Here is a 26,237-nt window from a genome sequence, read left to right on the forward strand (position 1 = left end):
GCCGGAATCCAGAGGAGGGAGTGGCGATGAGGTCGGTGGAGAGTACGAGCACGTCCACGCTCCTCGGCGGTGCTACCGGCACCGGTCTGACCGCCGAGGGCCTCACCAAGACGTTCGGGTCGACGACCGCGCTGAACGACATGTCGGCGACGTTCGCCCGCGGGGTCGTGCACGGGCTGATCGGCGAGAACGGCTCCGGCAAGTCGACGTTCGTCAAGCTGGTGGCCGGTATGCACCGCGCCGACGCGGGCCGGGTGGTGCTCGACGGCGTGCCCGTCGCCGACACCTCCGGCACCCACCGGTCGGCCGCCCGGATCGCGTGCGTCTACCAGGACGGCTCACTGATCGACGAGCTCACCGTCGCACAGAACCTCGACGTGATCGTCGAGCCGGCGCTCCGGCCGTCCGCTCCCGACGGTTCCTGGCACCGGCAGGTCCTGGACGCGGCGCGGCTCACCGACGTCGAGGAGAACACCCGCGCCGGCGACCTGCCGAACAACGAGAAGCGGCTGGTCGAGATCGCCGCGGTGCTGGCGCGTCGGCCGGACGTCGTGCTCTTCGACGAGTCGACCTCGACGCTCGACGAGCGCGGCGTGGAGTGGGTGCTCGCCCGGATGCGCGAGCTGGCCGACGGTGGCGCGTGCGTCGTCTTCGTGACCCACCGCCTGCACGAGGTACTGGCCATCACGTCGCACGTCACGGTGCTGCGTGACGGGGTGCTGGTCGCCGAGGTGCCCACCGAGGGCGCCACCACCGAGCAGCTGGTGCGGCACATGGCGGGACGGGAGGTGGCCGCGTTCACCCGCCGGACGGGCGCGGCCCCGGCCGACGCGGAGGTGGCGCTACGGGCCGCCGGGCTGCGTGCGGCGCGGTGCGGCCCGATCGACCTCACCGTGCGCCGCGGGGAGATCGTCGGCATCGGTGGTGCGGCCGGGAACGGCCAGGCCGAGCTGATCCGGGCCCTGGCCGGCGACGGTGTCGACGCGGGGGAGGTGATCGTCGACGGTGCTCCGCTGCGCGGTGCCGGGTCCGCCGTCGACGCCGGCACCGTGTTCGTGAGCTCGGACCGGCGGTCGGAGTCGCTGTCCAGCCTGTTGTCGATCCGCGAGAACTACACGCTGGCGCTGACCGCGACGTCCGGCCGGTGGTGGCGCTGGCTGCGTCGCCGCCCGGAGGTGGCCGAGGCCGACGCGCTGGCCGACCGGTACGACCTCGCACGCTCCTCGATCGAACAGCCGGTCGGCACGCTCTCCGGCGGCAACCAGCAGAAAGTCGCGATCGGGCGGATGGTGGCCCGGGACCCGAAGGTGCTGCTGATCGAGGAGCCCACCGAAGGCGTCGACGTCCGCGCCCGCTTCGACATCTACCGCTCGCTGGTCGAGGTCGCCGATCGGGGCACCGCTGTCGTCTTCACCTCGAGCGACGCCGGCGAACTGCGGCTGCTGGCCGATCGGGTGCTCGTCCTCGCCCGCGGGCGGCAGGTCGCCGAGCTGTCCGGCGACGAGGTGACCGAGGAAGCGATCGTGCACGCGTTCACCACGGCCAAGGAGCAGCAGGACGCCCGCTCGGCCGCGGCGGTCGCCGACGAGGCCCGGGAACTCGACGAGAAACCCGAGGTCGTCGCCCGCCGCCGGGCCGGTCTCCGGCCCCGCCGGCAGCTCACGTTCACGCCGGCGACGTTCGGCCTGCTGGCGGTGCTTCTGGTCGCGCTCGCGGCCTACGGCACCGCCCGGGACGCCCGGTTCGGCACGATCGACAACCTCGGTTCGATCATGCAGCTCAGCGTGCCGCTCGCCCTCGCCGCGCTGGCCCAGTTGCCGGTGCTGCTGGTGGGGGAGATCGACGCGTCGATCGGGTCGATGATGGGGCTGATCGTCGTCCTTCTCTCGTTCCGGCCGGACGGGTCGCCAGCGGTGTTGTTCGTGCTGGCGGTGCTGGCCGGGGCGGTCCTCGGTGCGGTCAACGCGCTGCTCGTCGTGGGGCTGCGGATCACCGCGGTCATCGCGACGATCGCCACGCTCGGCGTTTATCTCGGGGTTGCGCGAATACTGCGGCCCGAACCCGGTGGGTTGATCAACAACGACCTGGCCGTGCTGATGGGTCAGGGCGTCGCGTACATCCCGCTGATGTTCCTCGTCGTGGTCGTCCTCGCGATCGCGGTCGACGTCTACGTGAACACCACCCGGGGCGGTCTCCGGTCGCGCGCGGTCGGCTACTCGGCGCTGCGGGCCTCCCAGCTCGGCGTGCCGTCGTCTCGCCTCCGTGCCGCGGCGTACGTGCTCGGCGGTGCGATCGCCGGCCTCGGCGCCGTGACGCTCGCGGCCCAGACCGGGGTCGGCGACCCCAGCTCCGGCTCGGGCTACACGCTGCTCTCGATCGCGGTCCCGGTGATCGGCGGCGCGCTGCTCGCCGGTGGGCGCGGCTCGGCGATCGGCTGCGTCCTGGGCGCGCTGTTCGTCGCCGAAGTGCAGACGTTCATCCCGTTCGTGAACTTCCCGACCGGCGGCTACCTGATTGCCGTCGGTGTCCTCACCGTGCTCGCGCTGATCGTCGGCTCGGCCCGGCTCTCGGCGTGGACGCTCCCGATCCGCAACATCCGGCGACTCGGAAAGTAGGAGACATGGCTGATTTGACCGGACAGGTCGCACTGGTGACCGGAGCCGCGCGCGGACAGGGCCGCGCGCACGCGCTCGCGCTGGCCGAGGCCGGCGCCGACATCATCGCGGTGGACGCCTGCGCGGACGTCGAGACCGCGCCGTACCCGCTGGCCACGGCGGAGGACCTCGCGGCGACGGTGAAGGAGATCGAAAAGCTCGACCGGCGGGTCGTCGCGGCGGAGTGCGACGTGCGCGACAGCGCGGGCCTGGACGACGTGGTCGCCCGGGGCCTGGCGGAGTTCGGGCGGATCGACGTGCTGGTGGCCAACGCGGGCATCTGGGCGCTGGGCCGGCTCTGGGAGATCACCGAGGCGCAGTGGCAGGAGATGCTCGACATCAACCTGACCGGCGTGTGGCGCACGGTGAAGGCGGTCGTGCCGCACATGATCGAGCAGAAGCGCGGCGCGATCGTGCTGACCTCGTCGGTCAACGGGTTCGAGGCCGGCGGCGGCATGACGCACTACGTCGCGGCCAAGCACGGCGTGCTCGGGTTGATGCGTAACGCCGCGATCGAACTCGGCCCGTACAACATCCGCTGCAACGCGGTGTGCCCCGGCATCGTCGACACGAAGATGAACGACTGGCCGGGTGCGTACGACATGATGGCCGGCCACGAGGGCGGCACGCCGGAGGACCGCAGGCACAACGCGTACGGCTGGTCGGCGCTGGCCGGCCGGGGCCTGCTCGACCCGCGGACGGTCAGCCGCTCGGTGGTGTTCCTCGTCTCCGACGACGCCCGGGACATCACCGGCGTCGCCCTGCCGGTCGACGGTGGACACGCGGTGCTGCCCGGCTCCAACCCCGACCCGATCCGCTCGCTGTGAGCTCGTGATGATCTCTCCCACCTGGGTCTCGCCGGTGCGCTGGGACGAGGCCGAGGCGTTGGTCGAGCCGACCCCGGCGGAGTTGGGCCGCATCGCTCCCGATCGGCTGCACGTCGTCGACGGCGACGTGCGGCTGGACGGCGCGGCGCTGCTGGCCGCGGTGGCCGGGGCCCAGCACCGGCTGCGCGCGGTCGGCGTCGGCCGGGGTGACGTGGTCGGCGTCCAGTTGCCGAACTGGTGGGAAGCGGTCGTCGTCGCGCACGCGGTCTGGGGGATGGGCGCGGTGCTCTGCCCGGTGCCGGTGAACTACCGGGGCGCGGAGCTGGACCGGATCCTGGCCGCCACACCGGTGGCGGCGTTCGTGGTGCCGGCCCGGTACCGGGGCGTGAACCATCCGGCGCTGGTCGGGGACGTGCTGGAGCGCCGGGGAATCTCGGCTCCGGTGGTCGAGGTGCGTGGCGCCTCGCCGTTCCCGGGAACCGGCGCCGCGCCGGAGCTGGACGCCGCGCTGGACGACGTCTGCGTCCTGATGTTCACCTCCGGCACCACCGGCACGCCGAAAGGCGTGCTGCACAGCCACCGCACGCTGCTGGCCGACGCCTGGTCGATCGCCCGGTTGTTCGCGCTCGACGGCGACCTCGTCTACATGCCCTCGCCGGTCGGGCACGTCACCGGGCTGGTCTACGGCGTGATGATGCCGCTGCTGGTCGGCGGGGCGGTGCTGCTCCAGGCCGAGTGGGAGGCAGCCGTCGGGGCCGACCTGATCGAGGAGCACGGGGCCACGTTCTGCGTCGGCGCGACGCCGTTCCTGCGCGGCCTGACCGACGAGTACGCCCGGCGCGGCACCGCGTCGGCGCTCACCGGGTTCGCCTGCGGTGGCGCGGACATCCCGGCGGCGCTGGTCCGGCGGGCCACCGACGTGCTCGGCGCGGCCGTCACCCGGGCCTACGGGCTGACCGAGATGCCGACCGTCACCTGCGGCGGGCCGGACGACCCGGAGCGTGTCCGGTTCGAAACGGACGGACGGCTGACCGGGTCGTCGCAGGCCCGGCTGAACGACGACGGCGAACTGGAGGTCCGGGGCCCGGAGCTGTGCCTCGGATACCTCGACCCGGAGCACACCCGGGCGTCGTTCACCGACGACGGCTGGTTCCGGACCGGTGACCTGGCCCGGCTCGGCGCCGACGGCAGCGTGACGATCACCGGGCGGGCGAAGGACATCATCGTGCGCGGCGGCGAGAACATCGGCGTCAAGGAGATCGAGGACTACCTGCTCGACCACCCGGCGATCCGGGACGTCGCCGTGGTCGGTGTGCCGGACGACGTGCTCGGTGAGCGCGCCTGCGCGTTCCTGGTCACCGCGGCGCCGCTGACGCTGGCCGAGATCGCTGAGTTCCTGCTCGCACGGCGGATCGCCAAGCACAAACTGCCGGAGTACGTGCTGGTCGTCGACGGGCTGCCGCGCACGCCGAGCGGCAAGATCCAGAAGTTCCGGCTGCGGGAACAGGCCGTGGCCGAGCTGGCCGCCGGGCGGGGTGAGCGCCGGTGAACCGCGCCGAGCTGCTGAGCGCCTACCGCCGGATGCGGCTGATCCGGGTCACCGAGGAACGGGTCGCGGTCCTCTACGCGCAGGGCCAGGTGCCCGGGTTCGTGCACACGTCGGTCGGGCAGGAGGCGGTCGCGGTGGGCGCGCTGTTCCGCGTCCGCCCCACCGACGTCATCACGTCGACCCACCGCGGCCACGGGCACGTGCTGGCCAAAGGCCTGCCCCCGGAGCGGATGTTCGCGGAGCTGATGGGTAAGGACGCCGGCGCCAACCGCGGCCGGGGCGGGTCGATGCACGTCGCCGACCCGGAGCTGGGGATCTTCGGTGCCAACGGCATCGTGGGGGCCGGGCTGCCGATCGCGACCGGGGCGGCGTACGCGCTCCGCCCCCGCGGCGACGTCGCGATCGCGTTCTTCGGGGACGGCGCCGTGTCCACGGGTGCGTTCCACGAGTCGCTCAACCTCGCCGCGCTGTGGCAGCTGCCGGTCGTGTACGTGTGCGAGAACAACGGGTTCTCGGAGTTCTCGCGCACCGGTGACCAGCATCCGGTGCCGGTCGCGCAGCGAGCCGTCGCGTACGGGATGCCGTTCCAGCAGGTCGACGGCAACGACGTCGAAGCGGTGGACGCGGTGATGGACGCCGCGCTGGCCGCGGTGCGGTCCGGAGGCGGTCCGCGGCTGGTCGAAGCGGTGACGCTGCGGGTGCGGGGCCACTACGAGGGGGATCCCCAGCGGTACCGGGGCGCGGCGGATCTGCCCGCTGACCCACTGGTGGTGGCCCGCGAGCGGCTGCTGGCGTCCGGCGTTCCCCGGCCGGAGATCGACGAGATCGACGACGAGATCGCGAGGGTGGTCGCGTCGGCGGAGAAGTTCGCGGTCGACGCGCCGGAGCCGGACCCGGCGACGGCGCGGGAGTTCGTGACCGCCCCGCGGAGGTTCGTCGCCGTGACCGATCCCGGAGCGGGCACCCCGGTCTCCACCTCCCGGATCATCCGGCAGGCGCTCTCCGACGCGCTCACCGACGACCCCACGGTGTTCCTGGCCGGTATCGACGTCGCCGGCGGCAACGTGTTCGGGCTGACCCGCGGGCTGGCCGAGCAGTGGCCGGACCGCGTGCTGGACACACCGATCGCCGAGACCGCGATCATGGGCCTCGGCGTCGGCGCGGCGATGGCCGGGCTGCGCCCGGTGGTCGAGCTGATGTACCTGGACTTCCTCGGTGTCTGCCTCGACCAGCTGATGAACCAGGCTGCCAAGCTGCGGTTCATGACCGGCGGCGCCGTCACCGTGCCGATGGTCGTGCGGACGCAGTTCGGGTCCGGCCGCTCGTCGGGCAGCCAGCACTCGCAGAGCCTCGAGGCGCTGCTGGCCCACCTGCCGGGCCTGACCGTCGTGATGCCCAGCGACCCGGCCGACCACTACGGCCTGCTGCGCAGCGCGATCGACGACGACAACCCGGTCGTGTTCATCGAGAACCGGCTGATCTACGAGCGCAAAGGCCCGCTGCCCGCTCGCGGGTACCGGGTGCCGCTGGGTTCGGCGCGGGTCGTGCGCCCCGGGACCGACCTCACGATCGTGTCCTGGTCACGCATGGTGCACCTCTCGCTGGCGGCCGCCGCGCAACTGGCTTCGGAAGGCGTCGACGCCGAAGTGGTCGACCTGCGCACGATCACACCGCTCGACCGCGACGCGGTGCTGCGCTCGCTCGCCCGCACCAACCGCCTGTTGATCGTCCACGAGGCGGTCACCGACTTCGGCGTCGGCGCCGAACTCGCCGCGCTGGCCGTGAACGAGGGCTTCTGGTCGCTGGACGCGCCGGTGCGGCGGGTCGGTGCGCCGGCCACGCCCGCGCCCTACGCCCCCGCGCTCGAACGCACCTGGATCCCCACCGAGAACGACATCATCCGCGCCGCCCGCGAGCTGACCGCGGACCGCTAGGTCCCGACGACAGAGGAGCAGAAACATGAAACTGGACGGACGTATCGCGATCATCACCGGCGCCGGGTCGGGCATGGGCCGGGCGATGGCGCAGGAGTTCGTGGCGAACGGCGCCACGGTCGTCGCGGTCGACGTGCGCACCGACCCGGTCGCCGAGACCGTGAAGCTGCTCGACGACGGCCGCAGCGTCGCCCAGACCGCGGACGTGTCGAGCCGGGCCGACGTCGAGCGGGTGGTCACCGAGGCCGTCGAGCGCTTCGGCCGGGTCGACATCCTCTGCAACAACGCCGGTGTGCTCGACGACTACACTCCCGCGCACGAGACCACCGACGAGCTGTGGAACCGGGTGATCGGGGTCAACATCAACGGTCCGTTCCTGTTCTCACGCGCGGCGCTGACTCCGATGCTCGAGCAGGGCAAGGGCGTGATCATCAACACCGCGTCGATCTCCTCGTTCGTCGCCGGTGGCGGCGGTGCGGCCTACACGTCGTCGAAGCACGCGGTTCTCGGCCTGACCAAGCAGCTGGCGTTCGACTACGGCAAGCGCGGGGTGCGGGTCAACGCGATCTGCCCCGGTGCGATCCACACCGGGATGACCGGGCACCTGATGACGGCCGACGGACGCAACCCGCACGTCGACGCGGCCATCGCCGCGACCCCCGCGGGCCGGTGGGGTAAACCCGAGGAGATCGCGCACATGGCGCTGTTCCTCGCGAGCGACGAAGCCGATTTCATCCACGGCGCCGCGTTTACTGTGGATGGTGGCTGGCTCCTGCCGTAGGGAATTACGACGGCGGGTCGGTTATCGGGAAAGGACAACGGGGTGACAAGCGATTCAGCGGCCGAGCAGGCCGGAGCATCTCCGCTGACCGGCGTGGGTGAGCAACTGCGGCGGGCGCGTCAGGCGGCGGGCATCTCGGTGCGCGAGATGGCCCGCCGGGTCGACGTGTCGCCGAGCTTCATCTCGCAGGTCGAGCTGGGTCGCACGAAGCCGTCGGTCGGCACGCTCTACGCGATCGCCAGCGAGTTGGGCGTCCCGCTGGACGATCTGATGCCGATCGGCCAGGCCCTACCGGAGCCGGCGGCCCCGCCGGCGCGTCCGGTGCCGGAGGGGGACGACCGCCTGCAGCTGATCCGCCGCGGCGTGTTGCGGCCGTTCGACGCCGAGCCGGAGAACACCGGCTCGGAGGCGCCGGTGCAGCGGGCCGACCGGCGCCACGAACTGCGGATGGGATCCGCGGTGTGGGGGCGGCTGACCGCCGACCACGACCCCGACAACGACTTCCTGCACGTCGTCTACGCACCGGGCGGCGAGTCGTGCCCGGCCGACAACATGATCCACCACCGGGGCCACGAGTACGGCTACGTGATCGCCGGCCTCCTCGACGTCCAGGTCGGGTTCACGCACTACACGCTGCACGCCGGCGACTCGATCAGCTTCGCGTCGACCACGCCGCACCGGCTGTCCAACCCCGGTGGGGTCGACTCCGTGTCGTTGTGGATGGTCGTCGGCCGGGGCGGGACGCCTGTTCTGTAGTACCTCTTCTCGTTTTCGCAAGGAGGTTGCCATGACGCGTGCCCGGAACAAGGTCGCGCTGGTCACCGGAGCCGCCCGCGGGCAGGGCCGGAGCCATGCGCTCCGGCTCGCCCGGGAGGGCGCCGACATCATCGCCGTCGACATCTGCCGACAGATCGCCACCGTGCCCTATCCGATGCCGACCGAGGAGGACCTGGCCGAGACCGCACGGCTGGTCGAGGAGACCGACCGGCGGATCGTGACCGCCGTCGCCGACGTCCGCGACCTCGACGAGCTGACCGGCGTGGTGGACGACGCGGTCGAACGGCTCGGGCGGCTCGACATCGTCGCGGCCAACGCCGGTATCCACAGCGGGGGAGTGCCCACCTGGGAGATGGACGACCAGATGTGGCAGGACCTCGTCGACGTCAACCTGACCGGCGTCTGGATCACCTGCAAGGTCGCCGTCCCGCACCTGATCGCGGCCGGCGGCGGCAGCATCGTGATCACGAGCTCGGTCGCCGGGATGCGGCCGTTCGGCGGTATCGCGCACTACGTCAGCGCGAAGCACGCGCTGATGGGGCTCACCAAGACGCTGGCGCAGGAGCTGGGGCAGCACAACATCCGGGTCAACGCGGTGAACCCGACCCAGGTCGACACGCCGATGATCATGAACCCGCTGATCTACCAGCTCTTCCTCCCTGACGTCCCGGAGCCGACGAAGGAGCAGTTCGCGGTGGCGTCGCAGGAGGGCATGCTGCTGCCGACGCCGTGGGTCGAGCCGAGCGACGTCAGTGACGCTCTCGTCTTCCTCTCCTCGGACGAGGCCCGGTTCATCACCGGCATCGGGCTGCCGGTGGACGCGGGGGTGCTGGCGAAATGAAGCTGGCCGGGAAAGTCGCGTTCATCACCGGGGCGGCCCGGGGGCAGGGCCGCAGCCATGCGGTGACGCTCGCCGCCGAGGGCGCCGACATCATCGCGGTCGACCTGTGCGCCCCGCTCGACACGGTCGGCTACCCGCTGGCGACCGAGGAGGACCTCGCCGAGACCGTGCGCCAGGTGGAGGCGCTCGACCGGCGCATCGTCGCCCGGGTCGCCGACGTCCGGGACACCGCCGGCCTGCGCGCGGCCGTGGACGAGGGCGTCGCCGAGCTGGGGCGGCTGGACATCGTCGCGGCCAACGCCGGCATCCTCTCCAGTGGCTCGACGCAGGAGCTGACCGAGGCGGCGTGGCGCGAGATGATCGACGTCAACCTCTCCGGCGTCTGGCGGACCTGCAAGGTGGCGATTCCGCACGTCATCGCCGGTGGCCGTGGTGGTTCGCTGATCCTCACCAGCTCGGTGGCCGGGCTGAAGTCGTACCCGAACGTGGGGCACTACGTGGCGGCGAAGCACGGCGTCGTGGGGTTGGCGCGCACGCTCGCCACCGAGCTCGGGCCGTACGGCATCCGCGTCAACACGGTCAACCCGACCCAGGTCGACACGGACATGATCCAGAATGACGTGATGTATCACCTGTTCGTGCCGGACGAGGACAATCCCACGAAGGAGCAGTTCGCCGCCGCGTCCCGCGCGACCGGCCTGCTACCCGTCGACTGGATCGAGTCGCGTGACGTCAGCGAGGTCGTGTTGTTCCTCGCGTCCGACGCGGCCCGCTACCTCACCGGGATCGCGCTCCCGATCGACGCCGGGGCGACGCTGCGGTGAGTCTGCTCGACCGGTTCCGGCTCGACGGCCGGGTGGCGATCGTGACCGGGGCGTCGTCCGGTCTCGGGGTGGCGTTCGCGGCCGGCTTCGCCGAGGCCGGCGCGGACGTCGTGCTGGCGGCCCGGCGCGCCGACCGGCTGGCCGGCACCGCCGATCTGGTGTGCGCCGCCGGCCCTCGCGCGCTGGCCGTGACCACGGACGTGACCGACCCCGACCAGTGCGCCGCGCTGGTGGACGCCGCAATGGCCGAGTTCGGCCGCGTTGACGTGCTGATCAACAACGCCGGCGTCGGCACCGCGGTCCCGGCGCTGCGCGAGACGCCCGACCAGTTCTCGGCCGTCGTCGACCTGAACCTTAACGCGAGCTACTGGGTCGCCCAGGCCTGCGGGCGCGTGATGCGACCGGGCAGCGCGATCGTCAACGTGTCCAGCGTTCTGGCGATCACGACGGCGGGCTTGCCACAGGCCGCGTACACCGCGAGCAAGGCCGGCGTGATCGGCCTGACCCGTGATCTGGCGCAGCAGTGGGGGAGCCGCCGGGGAATCCGGGTGAACGCGATCGCGCCGGGTTTCTTCAAGTCGGAGATGACCGACCAGTACCCGCCGGGGTACCTGGAGAGCCTGCGAGGCCGCATGCTGCTCGGCCGGATGGGCGACCCGCAGGAGCTGGCCGCGACGGCGGTGTGGCTGGCGTCGGACGCCGCGGGCTACGTCACCGGGCAAACGGTGGTCGTCGACGGCGGCGTCACGATCACCTAGCGCGGTGCGGACGGGCGCAGCGTACGGAGACACGTCGAGCCCTCGCGGCACGAGCGGGCACTCGCTGCCGGTACCGAACCGGCCCCGCCGAGGCCGGCCACCCAACCCGGCCAGCCTCCCGGTACGCCGGGGGTCACGTCGCCCCGTCGTCCGGTCCTGCTCCGGTCGCGCCACGCCGACCGGTGGCGAACCGTCTCACCGCGAGCTCCGCCATGTCGATCCCGGTGAAGGTCGGCGGCACGATGTGCGGCGGGAGATCGGAGTGGTCGACCTGATTGGCCGCGACGAGTTCGCGGACACCACCCACCGCGGCAATGGTGCCCAACACCAGCGGCGCTGCTACCAACGCAGCCCGGACCACCGTGCGCAGCCGGGCCGGGAGCCGCAGCGCGGCCGGGATCGGTTGCGCCGGCGTGATCCGCCACCAGCGCCACAGCCAGACGAGGAGCACGGCCAGGCCGAGTACTCCGCTGGCCAGGTCCACCTTCGTCGACTGATTCTCGCCCAACGCCGAATCCAGGCGGTCCCACGCGAGGTGAGTCGCTGCTCCGATCATCAGCGAGACGGCGATCCACCACACCGCGGTCGCCCGGCGCCAGACGAACCGTTCGGCGGGCGGCCACGCGCGCCCCGCGGCGGCCGGCGGCATGAGCGCGACGGCGGGCCGTTTGAGCAGCACGTGGAACACCACGAGCAGGGCCAGGGCGAGCAACGGGTCGAGCCAGAACACCGACGACGTGTGGTGGGCGGCGGTGAGCAGAGTAGTGCCGGGAGGTTGAGCCAGGGCAGCGCGACGTAGTACGTGCGCGTCTCGGCCGGCGTCGTCGTCCTCGGCCGTCGCGCGTTCGTGCCTCACGACGTCACTACCCGGTCAGGCCTTTCAAAAGGATGTCCAGAACGGCGTCGATGCCGGCCTGACGTTCGTCCGATGACATGGCGGTGGACAGGTTGGGTAGCAGTGTCGACAGCCCGTGCGCGGTGGCCCAGCAGGCCAGGGCCGCCCCGGGGACGCTCTCCGGGCTGAGTGCTTCCACCTCGACGAGGCGATCGAGGGCCGCCATCAGGTAGTGGTCGGGCTTCGGGCGGCCGTCCCAGTCCGGTCCGTGGTCGGCGTCCGGCGCGGGGAGGGCGAGGGCGGAGGGCTCGCTCATCGCCATCCGGAACAGGCCGGGCTCCTCCAGCGCGAACAGCACGTAGCCACGGCCGACCTCCCGTAGGTGGGCGATCGCCGCCGCACGTGGATCGTTCGGCTCCGCCACCACCACCCGGTCGAGATGCGCGGCGATCGCCGCGCCCATCTCCGTGAGCGCCTTCAGGGCGACCGCCCGCTTGAACTCCGACAGAGTGTCGAAATGCCGGTAGGCGGCGTTCGCGGTCACACCGACCGACCGGGCGACCTCACGCAAGACGACAGCCTCCGGACCGCCCGTGGATGCCAGCCCCATCCCGGCGTCGATCAGCGCCAGCCGCAGGTTGCCGTGATGGTAGGTCGACCTGCGTTCGCCGGTGGGTCGTGCCATCTATCGTGCCTACCTGTCCGCTGCTCGCCGGCTCCCCACGATAGAGGCAGCGGGAGAAGCGCCGGGCGTCAGACACCGGCATGCGGGGCGGGCTTCGCCTTCGCTTTGCGGACGATGTCGCGAGCGAAGCCCACGGTCTCGATCCGGGTGTGCCGGCGGATGGCCGGACTGAGCCCCGACATGCCGCCCAGCACGCGGAGCAGCGGGCTCAGGATGAGCTCGACCGTGCAGAGGAACTCCGAGGTCTCGGCGGTCTGCTCGGTGGCCGACATCGTCCAACGAACCTGGAGGTGCGCGGGAACCAGGTGGAACAGGTAGACGCGGCTGCGGCGAGAGTGCATCTCGACGTGGGTCGGCGAGGCGGTGACCTCCCGGTAGTGCTGGATGATGAGGTGACCGCCGATGGCCTCGACGTTGACCGTGCCGCGGACGCCGTCCTGGACGGTGATGCCCGCCGCGCGGTGCGCGGTCGGAGCGGCGGCCTGGTATTCGGCGTCGGACAGGGTGAAGAGCCAGTCGCTCAGGTCGACCCGGTCGAGGGGAACGTCGAGCGTCGTCCGTCCGGTGTGCTTCATGGGGGCAAGGAAAGTGCTTGCGCGCGCGTGGCACATCACTCGATCGAGTAATGTTCACAGCGTATACTTTGCTTTCTCCGTGGCCCGAGAGGTGAAACGGATGAGTGATCCCGCCCTGCGCGGCCGGGAATCGCAGCTTTCCGTTCTGCGCGGCCGACTGGATGCCCTCGTGTCGGGCCAGGGCGGCGTCGCGGTGATCCACGGTGCGGCCGGCATGGGGAAGACCAGGCTGATCCGCGACCTCGTCGCGCTCGGCGACCAGCGTGGTGTCGTCGTGCGATACGGAAGGTGCGACGTGCTGGCCCGGTCGGTGCCGCTCGGCACGCTGCTCGCGGCACTCCTCGATGGTTCCGATCTCGATCCGGAGCCGCTCCGCTCGGTCAGCCACCAACCTTTCTGGCTCATCCGTGCGATGCAGGACGCCCTGAAGAGAGCTACTGCCGACGGCCCGGTGTTGATCGCGCTCGACGACCTGCAGTGGGCGGATCCCGACACTCTCTCCGCGCTGATCGCCCTGACGGAGAGCTCGAGCGGGTATCGCGTCCTGTGGTTGATCACGGTGCGCGCCGGGAGCACGACCCCGCTGGTGGCGGCGGCGCTGGAGCGGTTGGCGGCGAACGGGGCGATCCGGGTCGAGATCGGCCCGCTCGACCTGCCTGCCGTCACGGACATCACTCGCGACCTGCTGACTGCCGAACCGGGGCGCGGCCTGCCGGCCGCGGTGGCCGGCGCCGAGGCGCAGCCGCTGTTTCTGGTCGAGTTGTTGCGCGGGCTACGCGAGGACGGCTCGATCGCCGTGGCCGGCGGCGTCGCTGAACTGACGACCGTCTCCCTTCCCCGCCGGGTCCGCGTGCTGGTCGACGGACAACTCCGACAGCTGACCGAGAGCGCTCGGCACACGGTTCAGCTGGGGGCGGCGCTGGGCCGCCGATTCACCGGTGCTGAACTCGCCGAGCTCGCCGAGCGCACACCGGCGGCCATGCTGACCACGATCGAGGAAGCCATTTCCGCGGGCCTGTTCGTGGCCGCCGGTGACGACCTCGGCTTCCGCCACGAGCTGGTGCGGGAGGCCGTCGAGGCGAGCGTGCCGGCAACGGTGTTCTCCGCGCTGCGGCGCGACGCGATCGGCGCGCCGCCGGCCGAGGCTCCCGCGATGGCTGCTCGCCGCGGCCGCCGTGCCTCACGGCCCGGCCGGGCGGAACGGGACCTGCTCCTGGTCCCGAGGGCGTTACGAGCGATGGAGCGTCTCGAGTGGCGACATTCCCTCGAGCTGATCGGCGACGCGGTGGCGGTCGTCCACGCTCAGGGGCCCGGTGCACCCCACCTCTGGCGTGCGGACGTCTGGCAGGCGCACTTGTACCTGGCGTGCGCGCGGCCGAGCGACGCCCTCGCGCTCGCCGATTCAGGTCTGGCCGCCGCCCAGCACCAGGGACTGTCCGGGCTCGCGCCGGCCTGGTCGTCCGTCCGCGCTCGCGCGTTGCTCGACGTCGGCCGGCTCGCCGATGCACGGATCGCGGCCGAGGATCTGCTCGCCGTGTCAGCGGACGCGGGCCATCTCCACGACGTCGCTCTCTACGTCATCGGCTGCATCGGCCTGCACACGGGTGGACCGGCCGACATCGAGCGCACCCGCGCGGCAGCCGAACGTCTCCGCACGGCGGCGCAGCCCTCGACCCGTCGGCTGGGGGCCTCGCTGACCGCACGACTCGACGGCGTACTCGATCCGCTCGGCGAACTGGTCGATGCCCCGCTCCTGGCGGTGACCACGCCCTGGTCGTATTCCGACGCCGTGTGGCAGGTTCGGTTGCTGCTCGCCGCCGGCGAGGCGGATGCCGCGCAGACCGTCGCGGCCCGGCTCACCGGGATCGCCGTCGATCGTCCCGACTTCCCCTACCTCCGCGCCTCCGCGGCCCACGCCCGAGCGCTCGTGCACGACGACGCGGCCCTGGCCGCCGAGGCCGCCGCCGGCCATTCCGACGATCCTCGGCTGCTCGTCCGCGCGGCGGCCATCGAGGACGCCGGCCGGCTCCTGCCGTCCACAGCGCGCGACCAGGCGATCGCGCGCCTCGCCGAGGCGCTGTCGCTGTACTCCACCGCCGGGGCCGACCTCGACGTCGCCAGGGTCCGCGCGCTGCTGCGGCAGCGGGGCGTCCGGCGCACGGTCGGCTCGTCGGTCACGTCCTGGCCGGAGCTCACCGACGCGGAGTCCACGGTGGCCCAGTTCGCCGCGGCCGGCTCGACGAACCAGGCGATCGCCGCGCGCATGCACATCTCCCCGCACACGGTGAACTCACACCTGCGGCACATCTACGACAAGCTCGGAGTCCGCTCGCGCGTCGAGCTGACCCGGCTCGTGACCGAGCGGGCGCACCGGGCGCCGTAGCCAGGTAGCAGTCACTTCACGTAGAGGTTGTTCAGTCCCGTGTTGCCATTGGGTGCGCTGAGGTAGATGCCGCCGATCTTCGACCCGTACACGGTGGTCTGCCGGTCGTAGAGCATCGGAACGATCGGAACGACCCTTGTCATGATGTCCCGGTCGAGCGCCCCCCACCGTTGGTTCGCCCGGTTGAGATCGACCATCGAGTGGATCTCGTCGATCGCCGTGTTCGTCTCGGCGTCGTCCATGTAGGCGACGTTCAGATTGCCGGTCGGAGTGATGGCCCGGCCATCGAATATCGGCGACAGGATCGTCGTCGCCGGCTCGCTGACGCCCGCGCCCCAGATCTTCTGCAATCCTTCCCGGTCGAGGGCGAAGTTCATTGCCTTGCGGACGTTGACGTCGGTCACCCGTCGGGTGTTGAAGATCAGCATCCAGACGAATTGTGTGTAGCCAGTGAGGAGTCGTTCTCGCGCGTGGCCGTCTGCGACCACCGTCGGGTAGAGGTCTGCCGGGATCGACGCGTCCCGGAACGTCAGCGCGGACCGTGCTGAGCCCTGATCGGCCAGCAGGAGCTCGGTCGCCTGCGCGGCGGTATTGGTGAACTCCACGACGTAGGAGTCCGGGTAGTCGTGCCGGATCGGATCCGTCTCGGCGTTCCAGTGGGTGTTCCGGACCAGCGTCAGCTTCGCCGAGTGGTCATAGGACAGGACCTTGCACGGCCCGGACGAGAACGGCCGGTTGTCGTACTGCGTTCCGGTGTCCTTCGCCGCGGGAACCGGCGACGACGTCGGTAGCGCCATGACGAAGGGCGTGTCCGCGTGCGGCAGCGGGAACGTGAAGACGATCGTCTTCGCGTCCACGACCTCGACATTGAGTGGGATCCGTGCTCCACCGTCGTAGGGGCCTTTGTAGACGGCGTCGTAGTCTCGAGGGTGCCGTCGTCGTTCTCCCGGTACTGGGTCAGCGTCCGGTGGATCAGGTTCGAACCGGTGTCGTCTGCGCAGGCACCGTGTAGGCCCGCTGCGGGTCCAGATGGTGCTTGCGGCCGGTTGGTCCAGGGGCGGCGGCGGGAGCAACCGACGTCGATGAACTCCGCAGAGATTCGTCCGTGGCCGGTGACCAGATCGATGGCGACCTGGCGCTGCCAACCGGTCGAAGACTCCGGGTCTTGAAACTCCCGTGTGGATACGCGTGCGTAGAACGCGAACCGCAACCCGGCGCTGCCCTCGGATGGACGCGGTTGCTTCGGGTTCTGTTGAAGCCAGGCGCCGGGCCACCGAAAGGCATGCGGCGGCGCAGCCAACGCATTCGGTCTCTTGACACTCCGGGGTGATTCACTCCACAAGTTTGCCCGTCGTCGAAACCTCACGGATGAGCGCCGCGATTTCCACGGGCGTCTCGGCGATCGGCTCCTGATCGATCTCGCCGGGCCCGGACCACACCATGTTGACGCGCAGCGACTCGTCCGGCTCGGGGAAGTCGGAGCGATTGTGGCAACCACGCGTCTCGCGGCGCTCGATCGCGGCCTCGATCGTCGCCCTGGCCGAGAGCAGCGAGGACCGAAGATCGAACGCGTGCGCGAGGTCCTGGAAGCCGGCGAGGTCGGGGTGGACGCCGATGCTCTTCGTCGCGCTCTCGATGTCGTCGAGTTGGACGAGGCCCGCTCGCAGGCCGTTGTCGTCGCGTACCACACCGGCGTGCTCGGTCATCGTGTCCCGGATCGCGCGCTGGAGAGCCCGGACGTTCTCCGGTCCGTCCGCGGCGAGCAGTTCGCTCACTTCGTCACGGGCCAGCGCGACGGCGGCTGCGCTGCGCGGTTGGGCCTCGATGTCGGCGGAGTAGTCCGCGGCGGCGTCGCCGACGATCCGGCCGTAGACGAGCAGTTCGGTCAGGGAGTTGCCGCCGAGCCGGTTCGCGCCGTGCAACCCGCTCGCGGCCTCGCCGATCGCGTAGAGCCCCGCCACGCCGGTGCCGTGGTCCTCGGGCCGTACCCAGACCCCGCCCATCGAGTAGTGCGCGGTCGGCGCGATCTCGATCGGCGTCGTCGTGATGTCGAGCATCTGCAGCTCGATCAGAGTCTGGTAGACGCGGGGGAGCCGCTGCATGATCGTTTCCCGCGGTAGGTGGGAGACGTCGAGCCATACACCACCGTGCGGGGTGCCCCGGCCTTCCTTGATCTCCGTGTAGGCGGCAAGGGCGATCCGGTCGCGGGTGGAGAGCTCCATCCGGGCCGGGTCGTAGCGCTCCATGAATCGTTCACCGAGCGCATTGCGGAGGATGCCGCCCTCACCGCGGGCAGCCTCCGACACGAGAGTTCCGGCGGCGCTTTCCGGCTCGATCAGGCCCGACGGGTGGAATTGGACCAGCTCGGGGTCGCGGATGCGCGCGCCCGCGGTGAGCGCGAGCCGGAACGCGTCGCCCGTGTTCTCGTCGCGCCGGGACGAGGTTCGCCGCCAGATGCGGGTGTGGCCGCCGGCGGCGAGAATCACCGCGTCGGCGTGCACCAGGTAGCGGGCGCCGTCGTCGATGTCGAAGCCGTAGGCGCCGAACACCACCCCGTCCCGGGTGAGGAGGCGGGTGACGTACAGGGTGTCGATGATCGGCACGCCGAGTTGCCGGACCCGGTTGACCAGGGTTCGCTGGATCTCCAGCCCGGTGTAGTCGCCGGCGAACGCCGTGCGCCGGTAGGTGTGCGCGCCGAAGAAGCGCTGCGAGATACGGCCGTCGGCTTCGCGAGCCAAGGGCATGCCCCATCGTTCGAGGTCCGCGATGCCCCTGGCGGCGTTCTCGGCGACGATCCGGACGGTGTGCGGGTCGGCGAGGAAGTAGCTCTCCTTGAGCGTGTCGGCGGCATGCTGCTGCCAGGTGTCCGCCGGGTCCATCGTGCCGAGCGCCGCGTTGATGCCGCCTGCGGCAAGCGTCGTGTGCGCGTCGGCGACCGGGCGTTTTCCCACCAGCAGAACGTCGGTGCCGCGCTCGGCCAACTGGATCGCGGCACGCAATCCGGCGCCACCGGACCCGATCACCAGCACCGACGTCGCGAGCCGGCGCTCGGACGGGCTCATCGGAGGCACCGGCTGACGCGGAGGGAACCCGGAAGGTGGGGGATTGTCGCCATGTGTGTCCAATCGCGATGTGCGCCGCTGGTGCCGGATGACACGGCGAGCGGCTCGGGGCGGCCCGACGCTAGCGGCGCTCAGTGACGAATCAGTGCGCTCGCGGGCGCACTGATCACGCATCCGGCCTTCCTAGCGTCCGGCCGAACGTCTCCCGCCGGTGTGCATCCCGGTGACCCCGCCGAAAGGTGCCTCGCATGGCAACGAAGTACGCCCACGTTCTGGTCGGCACTGATGGATCGGAGAAGGCCGACCGTGCCGTGCGGTGGGCTGCCAGGGAAGCGGTGCTGCGCGGCGAACCGCTCCGCATCGTCCACGCGTTTCTCTGGCCGTATCTGCGCGTGTCGACCGCTCCGGTGCCCGGTCTGCCGGGCACCGGCCTCCGGCAGGCGGCCGAGGATTTGCTCGCGGCGGCCGTGACGACAGCCCGTGGGGCCGCCCCCGGAGTCGACGTGACGACGAGTCTGCCGGTGGGCGCACCGGTCGGAGTGCTGCGGGCGGCCGCCGAAAACGCGGAGCTGGTCGTGGTCGGTAGCGACGGACTCGGGCGCGTTGCCGGGCTGATCGTCGGGTCTGTGAGTACGGATCTGGTTGCGCGTTCCCGTTGCCCGCTCGTCGTGGTTACCGGTCATGCCGGCGAACGCATCGGCGAGCCCCGGGTCGTTGCGGGTATCGACGGATCGGACCACCACGAGGTGAAGGCGGTGCTGGATTTCACGTTCCGGGAAGCGGCCTGGCGCACAGCTTCGGTGACCGTCGTGCACGCCACCCGCGGCCGGCGCGCGGACAGCGAGGGCGATACCGCGGTCCCGACTGCGATGGCCGCGTGGTCCGACCGGTATCCCGACGTTGCCGTCCGCTACGTGGACGACTCGCGATCGCCCGCTACTGCCCTCGCCGCTCAGGCTGATGACGCTGATCTGCTGGTGCTCGGTACCCGCGGTCGGGGCGGGCTGGCCGGTCTGGTGCGCGGCTCCGTCGGTCAGGTCCTTCTTCAACACGCACGCTGTCCGGTCGCCGTGGTCCACGGCGACACCTGACGCTCCGGCCGGTGGTGACTCCTCTCCGAAACAGGTTGAATGTCCGTATGACGTCACCGCCCATCGTGATCGGCCGCGCCGCCGAACTCGGTGAGCTCGACCGTTTGATCCGGGAGTTACCTCGGGGCGGAGGTGTGCTGACGCTGGAGGGCGAAGCGGGAATCGGTAAGACGGCCCTCGTCCTCGCCGCGGCAAGGCTCGCCGGGCGCGCCGGTTATCGGGTATTGAGCTGTGGCGCCGTCGGCGTCGAGGCCGCTGTCGGCTTCGACGGGCTCCGACGACTGTTGGAGCCGGTGCTCGGCCGCGCCGAGGCTCTGCCCGAGCGACAGCGCGTCGCACTGTTGACAGCGTTGGGTCGCTGCGAGGGCCCGGCGCCTGACCTGCTGTTACTCGGCCTCGCGACGCTGAGGCTCCTCGAGGAGGTCGCCGCCGAGCGGCCCTTGCTCCTGGTGGTGGAGGACATCCGCCAGATCGACCCCTCCAGCCTCGACGTGGTCGGTTTCGTCAGCCGCCGATTGACCAATACGCCGATTCTTCTGCTGGCCACCCAGCGTCCGGCTGCTGGAGCGGATGCCCCACCGCTCGCCGGGCCGGTGCTCCGGATCGCGCGATTGAGCGAGGCCGCAGCCGGCGAGGTCGCCGACCAGTTGGGTGTCACGCCGGACACGCGGCGGATGCTGCTCGACAGGGCTGCCGGAAATCCGCTCGCACTCCGCGAACTGGCCACCGCAGTGCACCAGCATGGCCTGACGAGCGTTACCGGCGTGCCCGAGCACCTGCCGATGACCGACCTCCTGGAACGGACGTTCGTCGGTCAGATCTCCGAGTTCCCGGAATCCACCCGTCGGATGCTCTTGGTGCTCGCGGCCGCGGAAGATCTCCCACTCATCGACGTGCTCGCCGCCGCCCGCCGCTTCGCTGTCGAACCGGAAGACCTGGACGTCGCAGAGACCGCCGGACTGATCCGGATCAGCGGTGACCGGGCGGTCTTCCGGCATCCGCTAGTCGCGTCCGCGGTCTATCGTGCCGGAGACGCCGCGGAACGCGACGCGGTCCACCGGGCATTGTCCGAGACGACGGTGGACGCGGACCGCGCCGCCTGGCACCGCGCGCTGGCCACTCATGCCGAAGACGAGTCGGTCGCCGCCGCGCTGGCCTCGGCCGGGCAGCGTGCCCGCCGCCGGGGAGCCCTGGCCGACGCCGGCCGGGCGTTGTGTCGTGCTGCCGCGCTCACCGCGTCCGGCGAGGTTCGCGCGGCCCGTCTGGTCGAAGCGTCCGAGGCGTTCCGGGGTGCAGGGAGATGGTACGACGCCGTCCGAGCCGGACAGGAAGCCATCCCGCTGACCACGGATCCCGCGCTGCTGGTTCCACTCGCGCAGACCTACGCGATGATGAGCGACCTCGGCGTACCGGGCGACGTCGACCAGGCGGTTTTCGACGAGATCCTGGGCCGGTTACCCAGCGATCAGGGGCGCGTCGGCGTCCTGAGCGCCGCGGCGATGGCGGCGGTCTCGCGGTTCGAACCGCGGGCCTCGATCCGCGAGGCTCTGGAACCGGTCGGCCGGTCGATCGACGATCCGCTGCTGATCGCGGTGCTCACCGTTCTCGATCCCGTGCGCTACGCGACGAGGTTCCGGCAGCAATTCTCCGGTGCGATACGCAGTACGGACGACCCGGTCCACTTGATGGTGCTCGGTCGGGCGGCGGAGGCCGTGCACGACGTGCCCGGCTCGGTCCAGGCTCTGGATCGAGCCGTCGATGGTTTCCGCCGGGCCGGTTCACCGCGTGACGTCTGCCTCGCGCTGGCCCGCCGGGGGAGGGTTCGGCTGGCCGCCGGGCTGTTGACCGCCGCGGACGGCGATCTGCGCGCGTCGCTCCGGGTCGCCGAGGATCTCGAGCTGACGACGATCGTCGCGTCCGCCGTCGTCGCGCTCGCCCGGCTGCGGCTGCGGCGCGGTGATTCCACCGCGGCCACCGACGCGCTGTCCAGGGAGGCAGAGCTGGTGGGTGTACACCCGCGCCGTCCGCTGGCGGCGGATTTCGCGTGGACTCGCGGCCTGCTCGCTCTGGCCGAAGGACGCGCCGGCGACGCGTGGGAGCGCTTTCGCGCGGTGTCCGTCGACCGCGAGACGTCACGCTGGGCCCTGGCCGATCTGGTCGAGGCCGGGATCGCTTCCGGACGTGGCGACGAGGTGCAGGACTTCGTCGAGGACGCCGCTCGGGAGGCCGCCGTTTTCCGGTCGCCACACCTGACGTCGAGCGTCCACCGTAGCCAGGCGCTGCTAGGGAGCGGCGTGGCCACCGACGCCCTCTACCAGGAGGCGATCCGGATCGGCCGGGAAGGCGTGGGTGGTCTCGAGTTGGCACGCACCCATCTGTTGTACGGCGCGTGGCTCCGTCAGCAGCGTCGGGTCGTGGAGGCCCGCGAACCGCTCACCGACGCCCTCCAGGAGTTCGACCGGTTACGCGTCGCTCCCTTGGCCGAACGCGCTGCGGCCGAACTGCGCGCCGCCGGTGTCAGCCCGGCTCGAGACGGCCGGGCGGCGACCGTTGACGCGGCAGCCGTGTTGACGCCGCAGGAGCTGCAGATCGCGCGTCTCGCTGCGGCCGGACTGACCAATCGGGAAATCGCAGACCAGGTCTTCCTGTCGCACCGCACGGTCGGAGCGCACCTGTACCGCATCTATCCGAAGCTGGGCATATCAACCCGCAACGAGCTGGCGGGCTTGCTCGGGCGATCGGGCGTGGCCTGAAGCCCGCCGTCGTCAGAGTCGTCCGACGTATTACCCCGCGCCTGCGCTGCGGACAGGATCAGTTCCCAGGGCAAGTGCAGACGGGACGGCCCGGCGGACGGAGGTTCCACAGTGACGAGCCAAGTCGAAGACGACGCTTTCATCTCGCCGCCGGTGTGGTGACAGGGCTGTGCTGCGATTCACGATTCTCGGGCCGGTAGGCGTTCGGCGCGGCGACCTCGAATTGGAGGCGGGCGGGCGGCAGCAGCGGGTGGTGCTCGCGTTGCTGCTGGCCAGGGCGGGTTCGAACGTGAGCGTGTCCGAGCTGATCGACGCTCTCTGGGAGGAAGACCCGCCTACGAGCGCGGTGAACGTCGTCCACCGCCACATCGGCATGCTGCGTCGAGTGATCGAGCCGGACCTGCCGGTGCGCATGGTGGGCAACTACATCATTCGCACCGCGGCCGGGTACCGGCTCCGGGCGGACATCGAGTCGCTGGACCTGCTCCGCTTCCGGGCACTGGCCGACCAGGCGCGGGACGCCACCGCACCCGGCCGGGCGATCCGCCTCTACACCGAGGCGCTCACGCTCTGGCAGGGTCCGTCCGCCGCGGGACTCGAATCGATGTCTGGCGTCCACCCGGTGTGCGTCGCGATCGACGCCGAGTGCTCGCTGGTCGTCCGCGAGGCGGCCGACGTCGCGCTGCGCGACGGGCCGGTGGGCCTGGTGATCCCCGCACTGCGGCGGGCCGCACAGCTCAGCCCGTTGGACGAGGCCCTGCAGGCGCGGCTCATCCTTTTGCTGGCGGCCGACGGCAGGCAGTCCGAGGCCGTCGACCTGTTCCGGACGGTCCGGCGGCGTCTGGACGAGGAGCTCGGCGTCGAACCGTCGCGGGAGCTGTTCGACGCGTACGAACGTCTGCTGCACCAGCGGACCACACCGTCCACGCGACCGGCACGCCCCGTGCCGATGCCGGCCGGGCCGCAGCCGGTTCCGGCGCAGCTCCCGGCGGACCACCCGTTCTTCAGCGGCCGGGGCGAGGTGCTGGCGCGGGCCGAAGCTCTCCTCGCGGAGGACCGGCGGCACAACCGGCCGACGGTCGCGCTGGCGATCGACGGGATGCCCGGCGTCGGCAAGACGACGGTCGCCGTGCACCTCGGCCACCGGTTGGCCCTGGATTATCCGGACGGCCAGCTCTACGCCGACCTCCGGGGCTTTGCCGACGAGGGCGCGGCGATGGCCCCGGCCGAGGCGTTGCAAGGCTTCCTAAGTTCCCTCGGCGTTCCACTGTCCGACATCCCGACGGAGCTGCACGCGTTGGCCGGGCTGTACCGCAGCATGCTCGCCGGTCGGAGCGTGCTGATCGTTCTCGACAACTGCCGCGACTACGAGCAACTGCGCCACCTCCTGCCGGCGGCGCCCAAGAGCCTGGTGATCGTCACCAGCCGCACCCGCCTGACGGGCCTGATCGCCGGTGGCGGCGGTCAACCGCTGCCCTTGGACCTGCCGAGCCGAGCCGAGGCCCAGGCGTTCGTGGCGCGGCGGCTAGGCCACGAGCGGGTGGCCGCGGAACCCGCTGCGGTGGACGAGATCGTCGACCGCAGCGGCCGGTTGCCGCTGGCGCTGGCGCTGGTGACCGCACGGGCCGCGGTGTTGCCCGGCACCACGCTCACGGCGATCGCCGCCGAACTGGCCACGACCCGGGAACTGGTCGGCTTCGGGCCGGACGCGGCGACCGATCTGCGGGTGGTCTTCTCCTGGTCGTACCGTGCTCTGACGCCGGACGCGGCCCGCCTGTTCCGGTTGTTGCCGCTTCACCCCGGACCGGATCTGACTCCGGTCTCGGCCGCCGCCCTCGCCGGCATCGACACCCGCACCGGCGTCGCCCTGCTGGGTGAATTGACGTCCCACATGATGTTGCACGGCCGAGACGGACGGCACCAGCTGCACGGTCTGCTACGCGCCTACGCCGAGTACCTGAGCGAGAAGCTCGATGACCCGGCGTTGCGCAGGGCCGCGACGCTCCGCGTGTTCGAGCACTACCGGCGGGCGGCGCACGCCGCCCACCGGTGGCTGGAGCCGCAGCTGCCGGCGCCGCAACCGCCTCCGGCCCCGGACGGCGTGATGCCGCGACGATTCCTCGGGCAGGACGACGCCATGGCGTGGTTCACCGCCGAGCGGCAGGTGCTGGCCGCGATCGTCACCCAGGCCCAGGACGCTCCTGCGCTCGCCTGGCACACCGCGCTGGCTATGCAGGACTTCCTGCACTTCAGCGGCCGGACACCGGAATGGGCCGCGATCGCCCGCGCGGGTCTGGACGCCGCGATGGCTGACGGTGACGTAGAGGGACAGGCCCGGCTGCTTCGCAGCCTGTCCGGCGCGCTGTTCATGCTCCGCGACCTCGACGAGGCGATGACGCACCTGCGGGAGGCCCGCCGCATCGTCGAATCGATCGGCGACGACACCCAGCTGGCCGCCGTCGATCTCAACTCGGCCTACGTGCAGGGTGCCCAGCGACGCCATGCCGACGCCATCCGGCACGGCGAGCACGCACTGGACACCTACCGCCGGACCGGCGACGTACGCAATCAGGCCGCTGCGCTCCGCGTCATCGCGGCGAACGTCGCCGCACTGGGGCGGCGGGACGAGGCGGTGGATCTGTTGCGGGATGCGCTGGCGCTGTCGAACGCCGACGATGACGTGCGAGGTGCCGGCCATGGCTTGGACCTGCTCGGTAAGACGTACCGGCAGGTCGGTGACCGCCGGAACGCGGTCGTCCATTGGCACCGCGCGGCCGAGAGTTACCGCCGGGCTGGCACCCCCGCGGCCCGGGCCGCGGTGCTGCTGGCGATCGGCGACCTGCACCATCAGACCGGCGACCGCAACGCCGGACGCGCTGCCTGGATCGAGGCGCGCGACGCCCTCGGTGACGCGGCGGGACCGCTGGTCCGCGCGCTGCAGTCCCGCCTCGTCGAGCCGGCGTGATCAGGGTGTCCCGTGAAACCGGCGTAGCGCCGCCAGCGTGGCCGCAGGGTTCTGCTCGGGGATGAAGTGCCCGCTCTCGATCGCTTCGCCGGTCACGTCGTCGGCCCAGTTCCGCCAGACGGCCAGCGGGTCGTACCAGGTACCCACGGCCCCGCTGCCTGCCCAGAGCACCTGCACGGGGCAGGAGATCCGGTTTCCGGCCGCGCGGTCCGCGTCGTCGTCGGCGCGGTCGCACGTCGCGCCGGCCCGGTAGTCCTCGCAGATCGCGTGGACGACCCGCGGATCTCGGACGTGTCGGGCGTATTCGCCGACGGCCGGGAACGTCCGCATCGCGCCGCCGAACTGGGCGTCGAAGAAGAACCACTCGGGGTCGGCGGCGATCAGCGTCTCGGGCAGCGGGTAGGGCTGGGCGAGCACGGCCCAGTGCCAGTAGCCCAGGGCGAACCGGTCGTCGGCGCGAGCCCACACCTCACCGGTCGGCACGATGTCCAGCACGGTCAGCCGACGGACGGCGGCGGGACGGTCCAGCGCCAGGCGATATCCGACCCGGCCGCCGCGGTCGTGCCCGGCCACGTCGAACGTCTCGAATCCCAGGTGACGCATGAGTGCGATCGCGTCCCGGGCCATCGCGCGCTTGCCGTAGGTCGAGTGGTCGGCGACCGTGGCGGGCGCGCTGCTCTCGCCGTAACCGCGAAGATCCGGGGCGACGACGGTGAAGCCTTCGGCGAGTGCGTCCGCGATCGGATTCCACAGCTCGTGGGTCTCGGGGTAGCCGTGCAGGAGCAGCAGCGGCGGGCCGTCGCCGCCGTACCGCACTCGTAGCTCCACGTCGCCGACGTCGATCCGGGTGGTGGTGAATCGGTCTGCCATGCCGCGAAGTTAGGCCCTCGCAGTGACGCCTCAGTGCGGTTCGGTGCGCACTGGTTCGGCACTCGGTCTTCCT

General features: G+C 71.3%; 19 protein-coding genes. 13 read left to right on the forward strand and 6 right to left on the reverse strand.

All coding sequences use genetic code 11. The features are described 5' to 3' along the window. Positions 1-26 precede the first annotated feature (26 nt). Genes CRYAR_RS15835 through CRYAR_RS15875 form a run of 9 tightly spaced genes read left to right on the forward strand, consistent with a single transcriptional unit; the run spans position 27 to position 10,945 of the window. Positions 27-2,615 carry an ATP-binding cassette domain-containing protein gene (locus CRYAR_RS15835; protein WP_157017745.1) on the forward strand — a complete coding sequence of 863 codons (2,589 nt, stop codon included), beginning with the start codon at positions 27-29 and terminating at the stop codon, positions 2,613-2,615. Positions 2,616-2,620: 5 nt separating this feature from the next. Next, the gene (locus tag CRYAR_RS15840; RefSeq protein ID WP_035851658.1) at positions 2,621-3,481 is read left to right on the forward strand and encodes a mycofactocin-coupled SDR family oxidoreductase; all 861 of its coding nucleotides are present in this window, start codon (positions 2,621-2,623) and stop codon (positions 3,479-3,481) included. Between the two features lie 7 nt (positions 3,482-3,488). Next, positions 3,489-5,030, forward strand: coding sequence for an AMP-binding protein (locus CRYAR_RS15845; protein ID WP_035851659.1), 1,542 nt, complete (start codon positions 3,489-3,491; stop codon positions 5,028-5,030). Between the two features lie 32 nt (positions 5,031-5,062). Continuing rightward, positions 5,063-6,964 carry a pyruvate dehydrogenase complex E1 component subunit beta gene (locus tag CRYAR_RS15850; protein WP_084701906.1) on the forward strand — a complete coding sequence of 634 codons (1,902 nt, stop codon included), beginning with the start codon at positions 5,063-5,065 and terminating at the stop codon, positions 6,962-6,964. Between the two features lie 25 nt (positions 6,965-6,989). Further along, the gene (locus CRYAR_RS15855; protein ID WP_084700547.1) at positions 6,990-7,745 is read left to right on the forward strand and encodes an SDR family NAD(P)-dependent oxidoreductase; all 756 of its coding nucleotides are present in this window, start codon (positions 6,990-6,992) and stop codon (positions 7,743-7,745) included. A gap of 42 nt (positions 7,746-7,787) precedes the next feature. Then, positions 7,788-8,501 carry a helix-turn-helix domain-containing protein gene (locus CRYAR_RS15860; protein ID WP_035851664.1) on the forward strand — a complete coding sequence of 238 codons (714 nt, stop codon included), beginning with the start codon at positions 7,788-7,790 and terminating at the stop codon, positions 8,499-8,501. A 31-nt stretch (positions 8,502-8,532) separates the two neighbouring features. Further along, complete coding sequence (locus CRYAR_RS15865; RefSeq protein ID WP_035851666.1) at positions 8,533-9,363, forward strand: mycofactocin-coupled SDR family oxidoreductase; 831 nt, start codon at positions 8,533-8,535, stop codon at positions 9,361-9,363. Continuing rightward, on the forward strand, positions 9,360-10,187 hold the full coding sequence (locus CRYAR_RS15870; RefSeq protein ID WP_035851669.1) for a mycofactocin-coupled SDR family oxidoreductase: 828 nt from the start codon (positions 9,360-9,362) through the stop codon (positions 10,185-10,187). The genes CRYAR_RS15865 and CRYAR_RS15870 overlap by 4 nt, the downstream gene beginning before the upstream one ends. Beyond that, positions 10,184-10,945 carry an SDR family NAD(P)-dependent oxidoreductase gene (locus tag CRYAR_RS15875; RefSeq protein WP_035851670.1) on the forward strand — a complete coding sequence of 254 codons (762 nt, stop codon included), beginning with the start codon at positions 10,184-10,186 and terminating at the stop codon, positions 10,943-10,945. Before CRYAR_RS15870 ends, CRYAR_RS15875 begins: the two co-directional genes overlap by 4 nt. 133 nt (positions 10,946-11,078) lie before the next feature. On the opposite strand, the gene CRYAR_RS43140 is transcribed toward CRYAR_RS15875, so the two are convergent. The 3 genes from CRYAR_RS43140 to CRYAR_RS48045 form a co-directional block, all read right to left on the reverse strand. Then, on the reverse strand, positions 11,079-11,801 hold the full coding sequence (locus tag CRYAR_RS43140; protein WP_084700549.1) for a DUF4184 family protein: 723 nt from the start codon (positions 11,799-11,801) through the stop codon (positions 11,079-11,081). A 7-nt stretch (positions 11,802-11,808) separates the two neighbouring features. Beyond that, positions 11,809-12,465: a TetR/AcrR family transcriptional regulator gene (locus CRYAR_RS15885; RefSeq protein WP_035851672.1), complete on the reverse strand. Its 657-nt coding sequence runs from the start codon at positions 12,463-12,465 to the stop codon at positions 11,809-11,811. Between the two features lie 68 nt (positions 12,466-12,533). Continuing rightward, positions 12,534-13,040, reverse strand: coding sequence for a hypothetical protein (locus tag CRYAR_RS48045; RefSeq protein ID WP_051570327.1), 507 nt, complete (start codon positions 13,038-13,040; stop codon positions 12,534-12,536). A 100-nt stretch (positions 13,041-13,140) separates the two neighbouring features. On the opposite strand from CRYAR_RS48045, the gene CRYAR_RS50170 reads away from it, so the two are divergent. After that, positions 13,141-15,423: an ATP-binding protein gene (locus CRYAR_RS50170; RefSeq protein WP_169745040.1), complete on the forward strand. Its 2,283-nt coding sequence runs from the start codon at positions 13,141-13,143 to the stop codon at positions 15,421-15,423. Between the two features lie 11 nt (positions 15,424-15,434). Here the strand turns inward: CRYAR_RS50170 and CRYAR_RS15900 are convergent, their stop codons facing one another. Together CRYAR_RS15900 and CRYAR_RS15905 are read right to left on the reverse strand one after the other, a co-directional pair. Next, positions 15,435-16,697 (reverse strand): ABC transporter substrate-binding protein, encoded by a 1,263-nt coding sequence (locus CRYAR_RS15900; RefSeq protein ID WP_157017747.1) that lies wholly within the window; start codon positions 16,695-16,697, stop codon positions 15,435-15,437. Positions 16,698-16,754: 57 nt separating this feature from the next. Continuing rightward, on the reverse strand, positions 16,755-18,485 hold the full coding sequence (locus CRYAR_RS15905; protein ID WP_035851678.1) for an L-aspartate oxidase: 1,731 nt from the start codon (positions 18,483-18,485) through the stop codon (positions 16,755-16,757). Positions 18,486-18,733: 248 nt separating this feature from the next. Between CRYAR_RS15905 and CRYAR_RS15910 the strand changes: the two genes are divergently transcribed. The 3 genes from CRYAR_RS15910 to CRYAR_RS15920 all read left to right on the forward strand — a co-directional run bounded on the left by CRYAR_RS15910 (position 18,734) and on the right by CRYAR_RS15920 (position 25,294). After that, entirely contained in the window at positions 18,734-19,576 is an 843-nt protein-coding gene (locus CRYAR_RS15910) for a universal stress protein (RefSeq protein WP_035851680.1), read from the forward strand. A gap of 47 nt (positions 19,577-19,623) precedes the next feature. Next, positions 19,624-22,329: an ATP-binding protein gene (locus CRYAR_RS15915; protein ID WP_035851682.1), complete on the forward strand. Its 2,706-nt coding sequence runs from the start codon at positions 19,624-19,626 to the stop codon at positions 22,327-22,329. A gap of 169 nt (positions 22,330-22,498) precedes the next feature. After that, positions 22,499-25,294, forward strand: coding sequence for an AfsR/SARP family transcriptional regulator (locus CRYAR_RS15920; protein WP_051570328.1), 2,796 nt, complete (start codon positions 22,499-22,501; stop codon positions 25,292-25,294). Here the strand turns inward: CRYAR_RS15920 and CRYAR_RS15925 are convergent, their stop codons facing one another. Then, a complete protein-coding gene (locus CRYAR_RS15925; protein WP_035851684.1) occupies positions 25,295-26,164 on the reverse strand; it encodes an alpha/beta fold hydrolase in 870 nt (289 codons plus the stop codon). Positions 26,165-26,237: the final 73 nt, after the last annotated feature.

It is taken from the genome of Cryptosporangium arvum DSM 44712, from assembly GCF_000585375.1.
In the GTDB taxonomy this organism is placed as follows: Bacteria; Actinomycetota; Actinomycetes; order Mycobacteriales; family Cryptosporangiaceae; genus Cryptosporangium; species Cryptosporangium arvum.

Excerpts from the sequence above, each read along its gene's own strand:
- CRYAR_RS15835 (WP_157017745.1), top strand. The coding sequence starts at position 27 with ATGAGGTCGGTGGAGAGTACGAGCACGTCCACGCTCCTCGGCGGTGCT.
- CRYAR_RS15840 (WP_035851658.1), top strand. The coding sequence starts at position 2,621 with ATGGCTGATTTGACCGGACAGGTCGCACTGGTGACCGGAGCCGCGCGC.
- CRYAR_RS15845 (WP_035851659.1), top strand. The coding sequence starts at position 3,489 with ATGATCTCTCCCACCTGGGTCTCGCCGGTGCGCTGGGACGAGGCCGAG.
- CRYAR_RS15850 (WP_084701906.1), top strand. The coding sequence starts at position 5,063 with ATGCGGCTGATCCGGGTCACCGAGGAACGGGTCGCGGTCCTCTACGCG.
- CRYAR_RS15855 (WP_084700547.1), top strand. The coding sequence starts at position 6,990 with ATGAAACTGGACGGACGTATCGCGATCATCACCGGCGCCGGGTCGGGC.
- CRYAR_RS15865 (WP_035851666.1), top strand. The coding sequence starts at position 8,533 with ATGACGCGTGCCCGGAACAAGGTCGCGCTGGTCACCGGAGCCGCCCGC.
- CRYAR_RS15870 (WP_035851669.1), top strand. The coding sequence starts at position 9,360 with ATGAAGCTGGCCGGGAAAGTCGCGTTCATCACCGGGGCGGCCCGGGGG.
- CRYAR_RS15885 (WP_035851672.1), bottom strand. The coding sequence starts at position 12,465 with ATGGCACGACCCACCGGCGAACGCAGGTCGACCTACCATCACGGCAAC.
- CRYAR_RS48045 (WP_051570327.1), bottom strand. The coding sequence starts at position 13,040 with ATGAAGCACACCGGACGGACGACGCTCGACGTTCCCCTCGACCGGGTC.
- CRYAR_RS50170 (WP_169745040.1), top strand. The coding sequence starts at position 13,141 with ATGAGTGATCCCGCCCTGCGCGGCCGGGAATCGCAGCTTTCCGTTCTG.
- CRYAR_RS15905 (WP_035851678.1), bottom strand. The coding sequence starts at position 18,485 with ATGAGCCCGTCCGAGCGCCGGCTCGCGACGTCGGTGCTGGTGATCGGG.
- CRYAR_RS15910 (WP_035851680.1), top strand. The coding sequence starts at position 18,734 with ATGGCAACGAAGTACGCCCACGTTCTGGTCGGCACTGATGGATCGGAG.
- CRYAR_RS15915 (WP_035851682.1), top strand. The coding sequence starts at position 19,624 with ATGACGTCACCGCCCATCGTGATCGGCCGCGCCGCCGAACTCGGTGAG.
- CRYAR_RS15925 (WP_035851684.1), bottom strand. The coding sequence starts at position 26,164 with ATGGCAGACCGATTCACCACCACCCGGATCGACGTCGGCGACGTGGAG.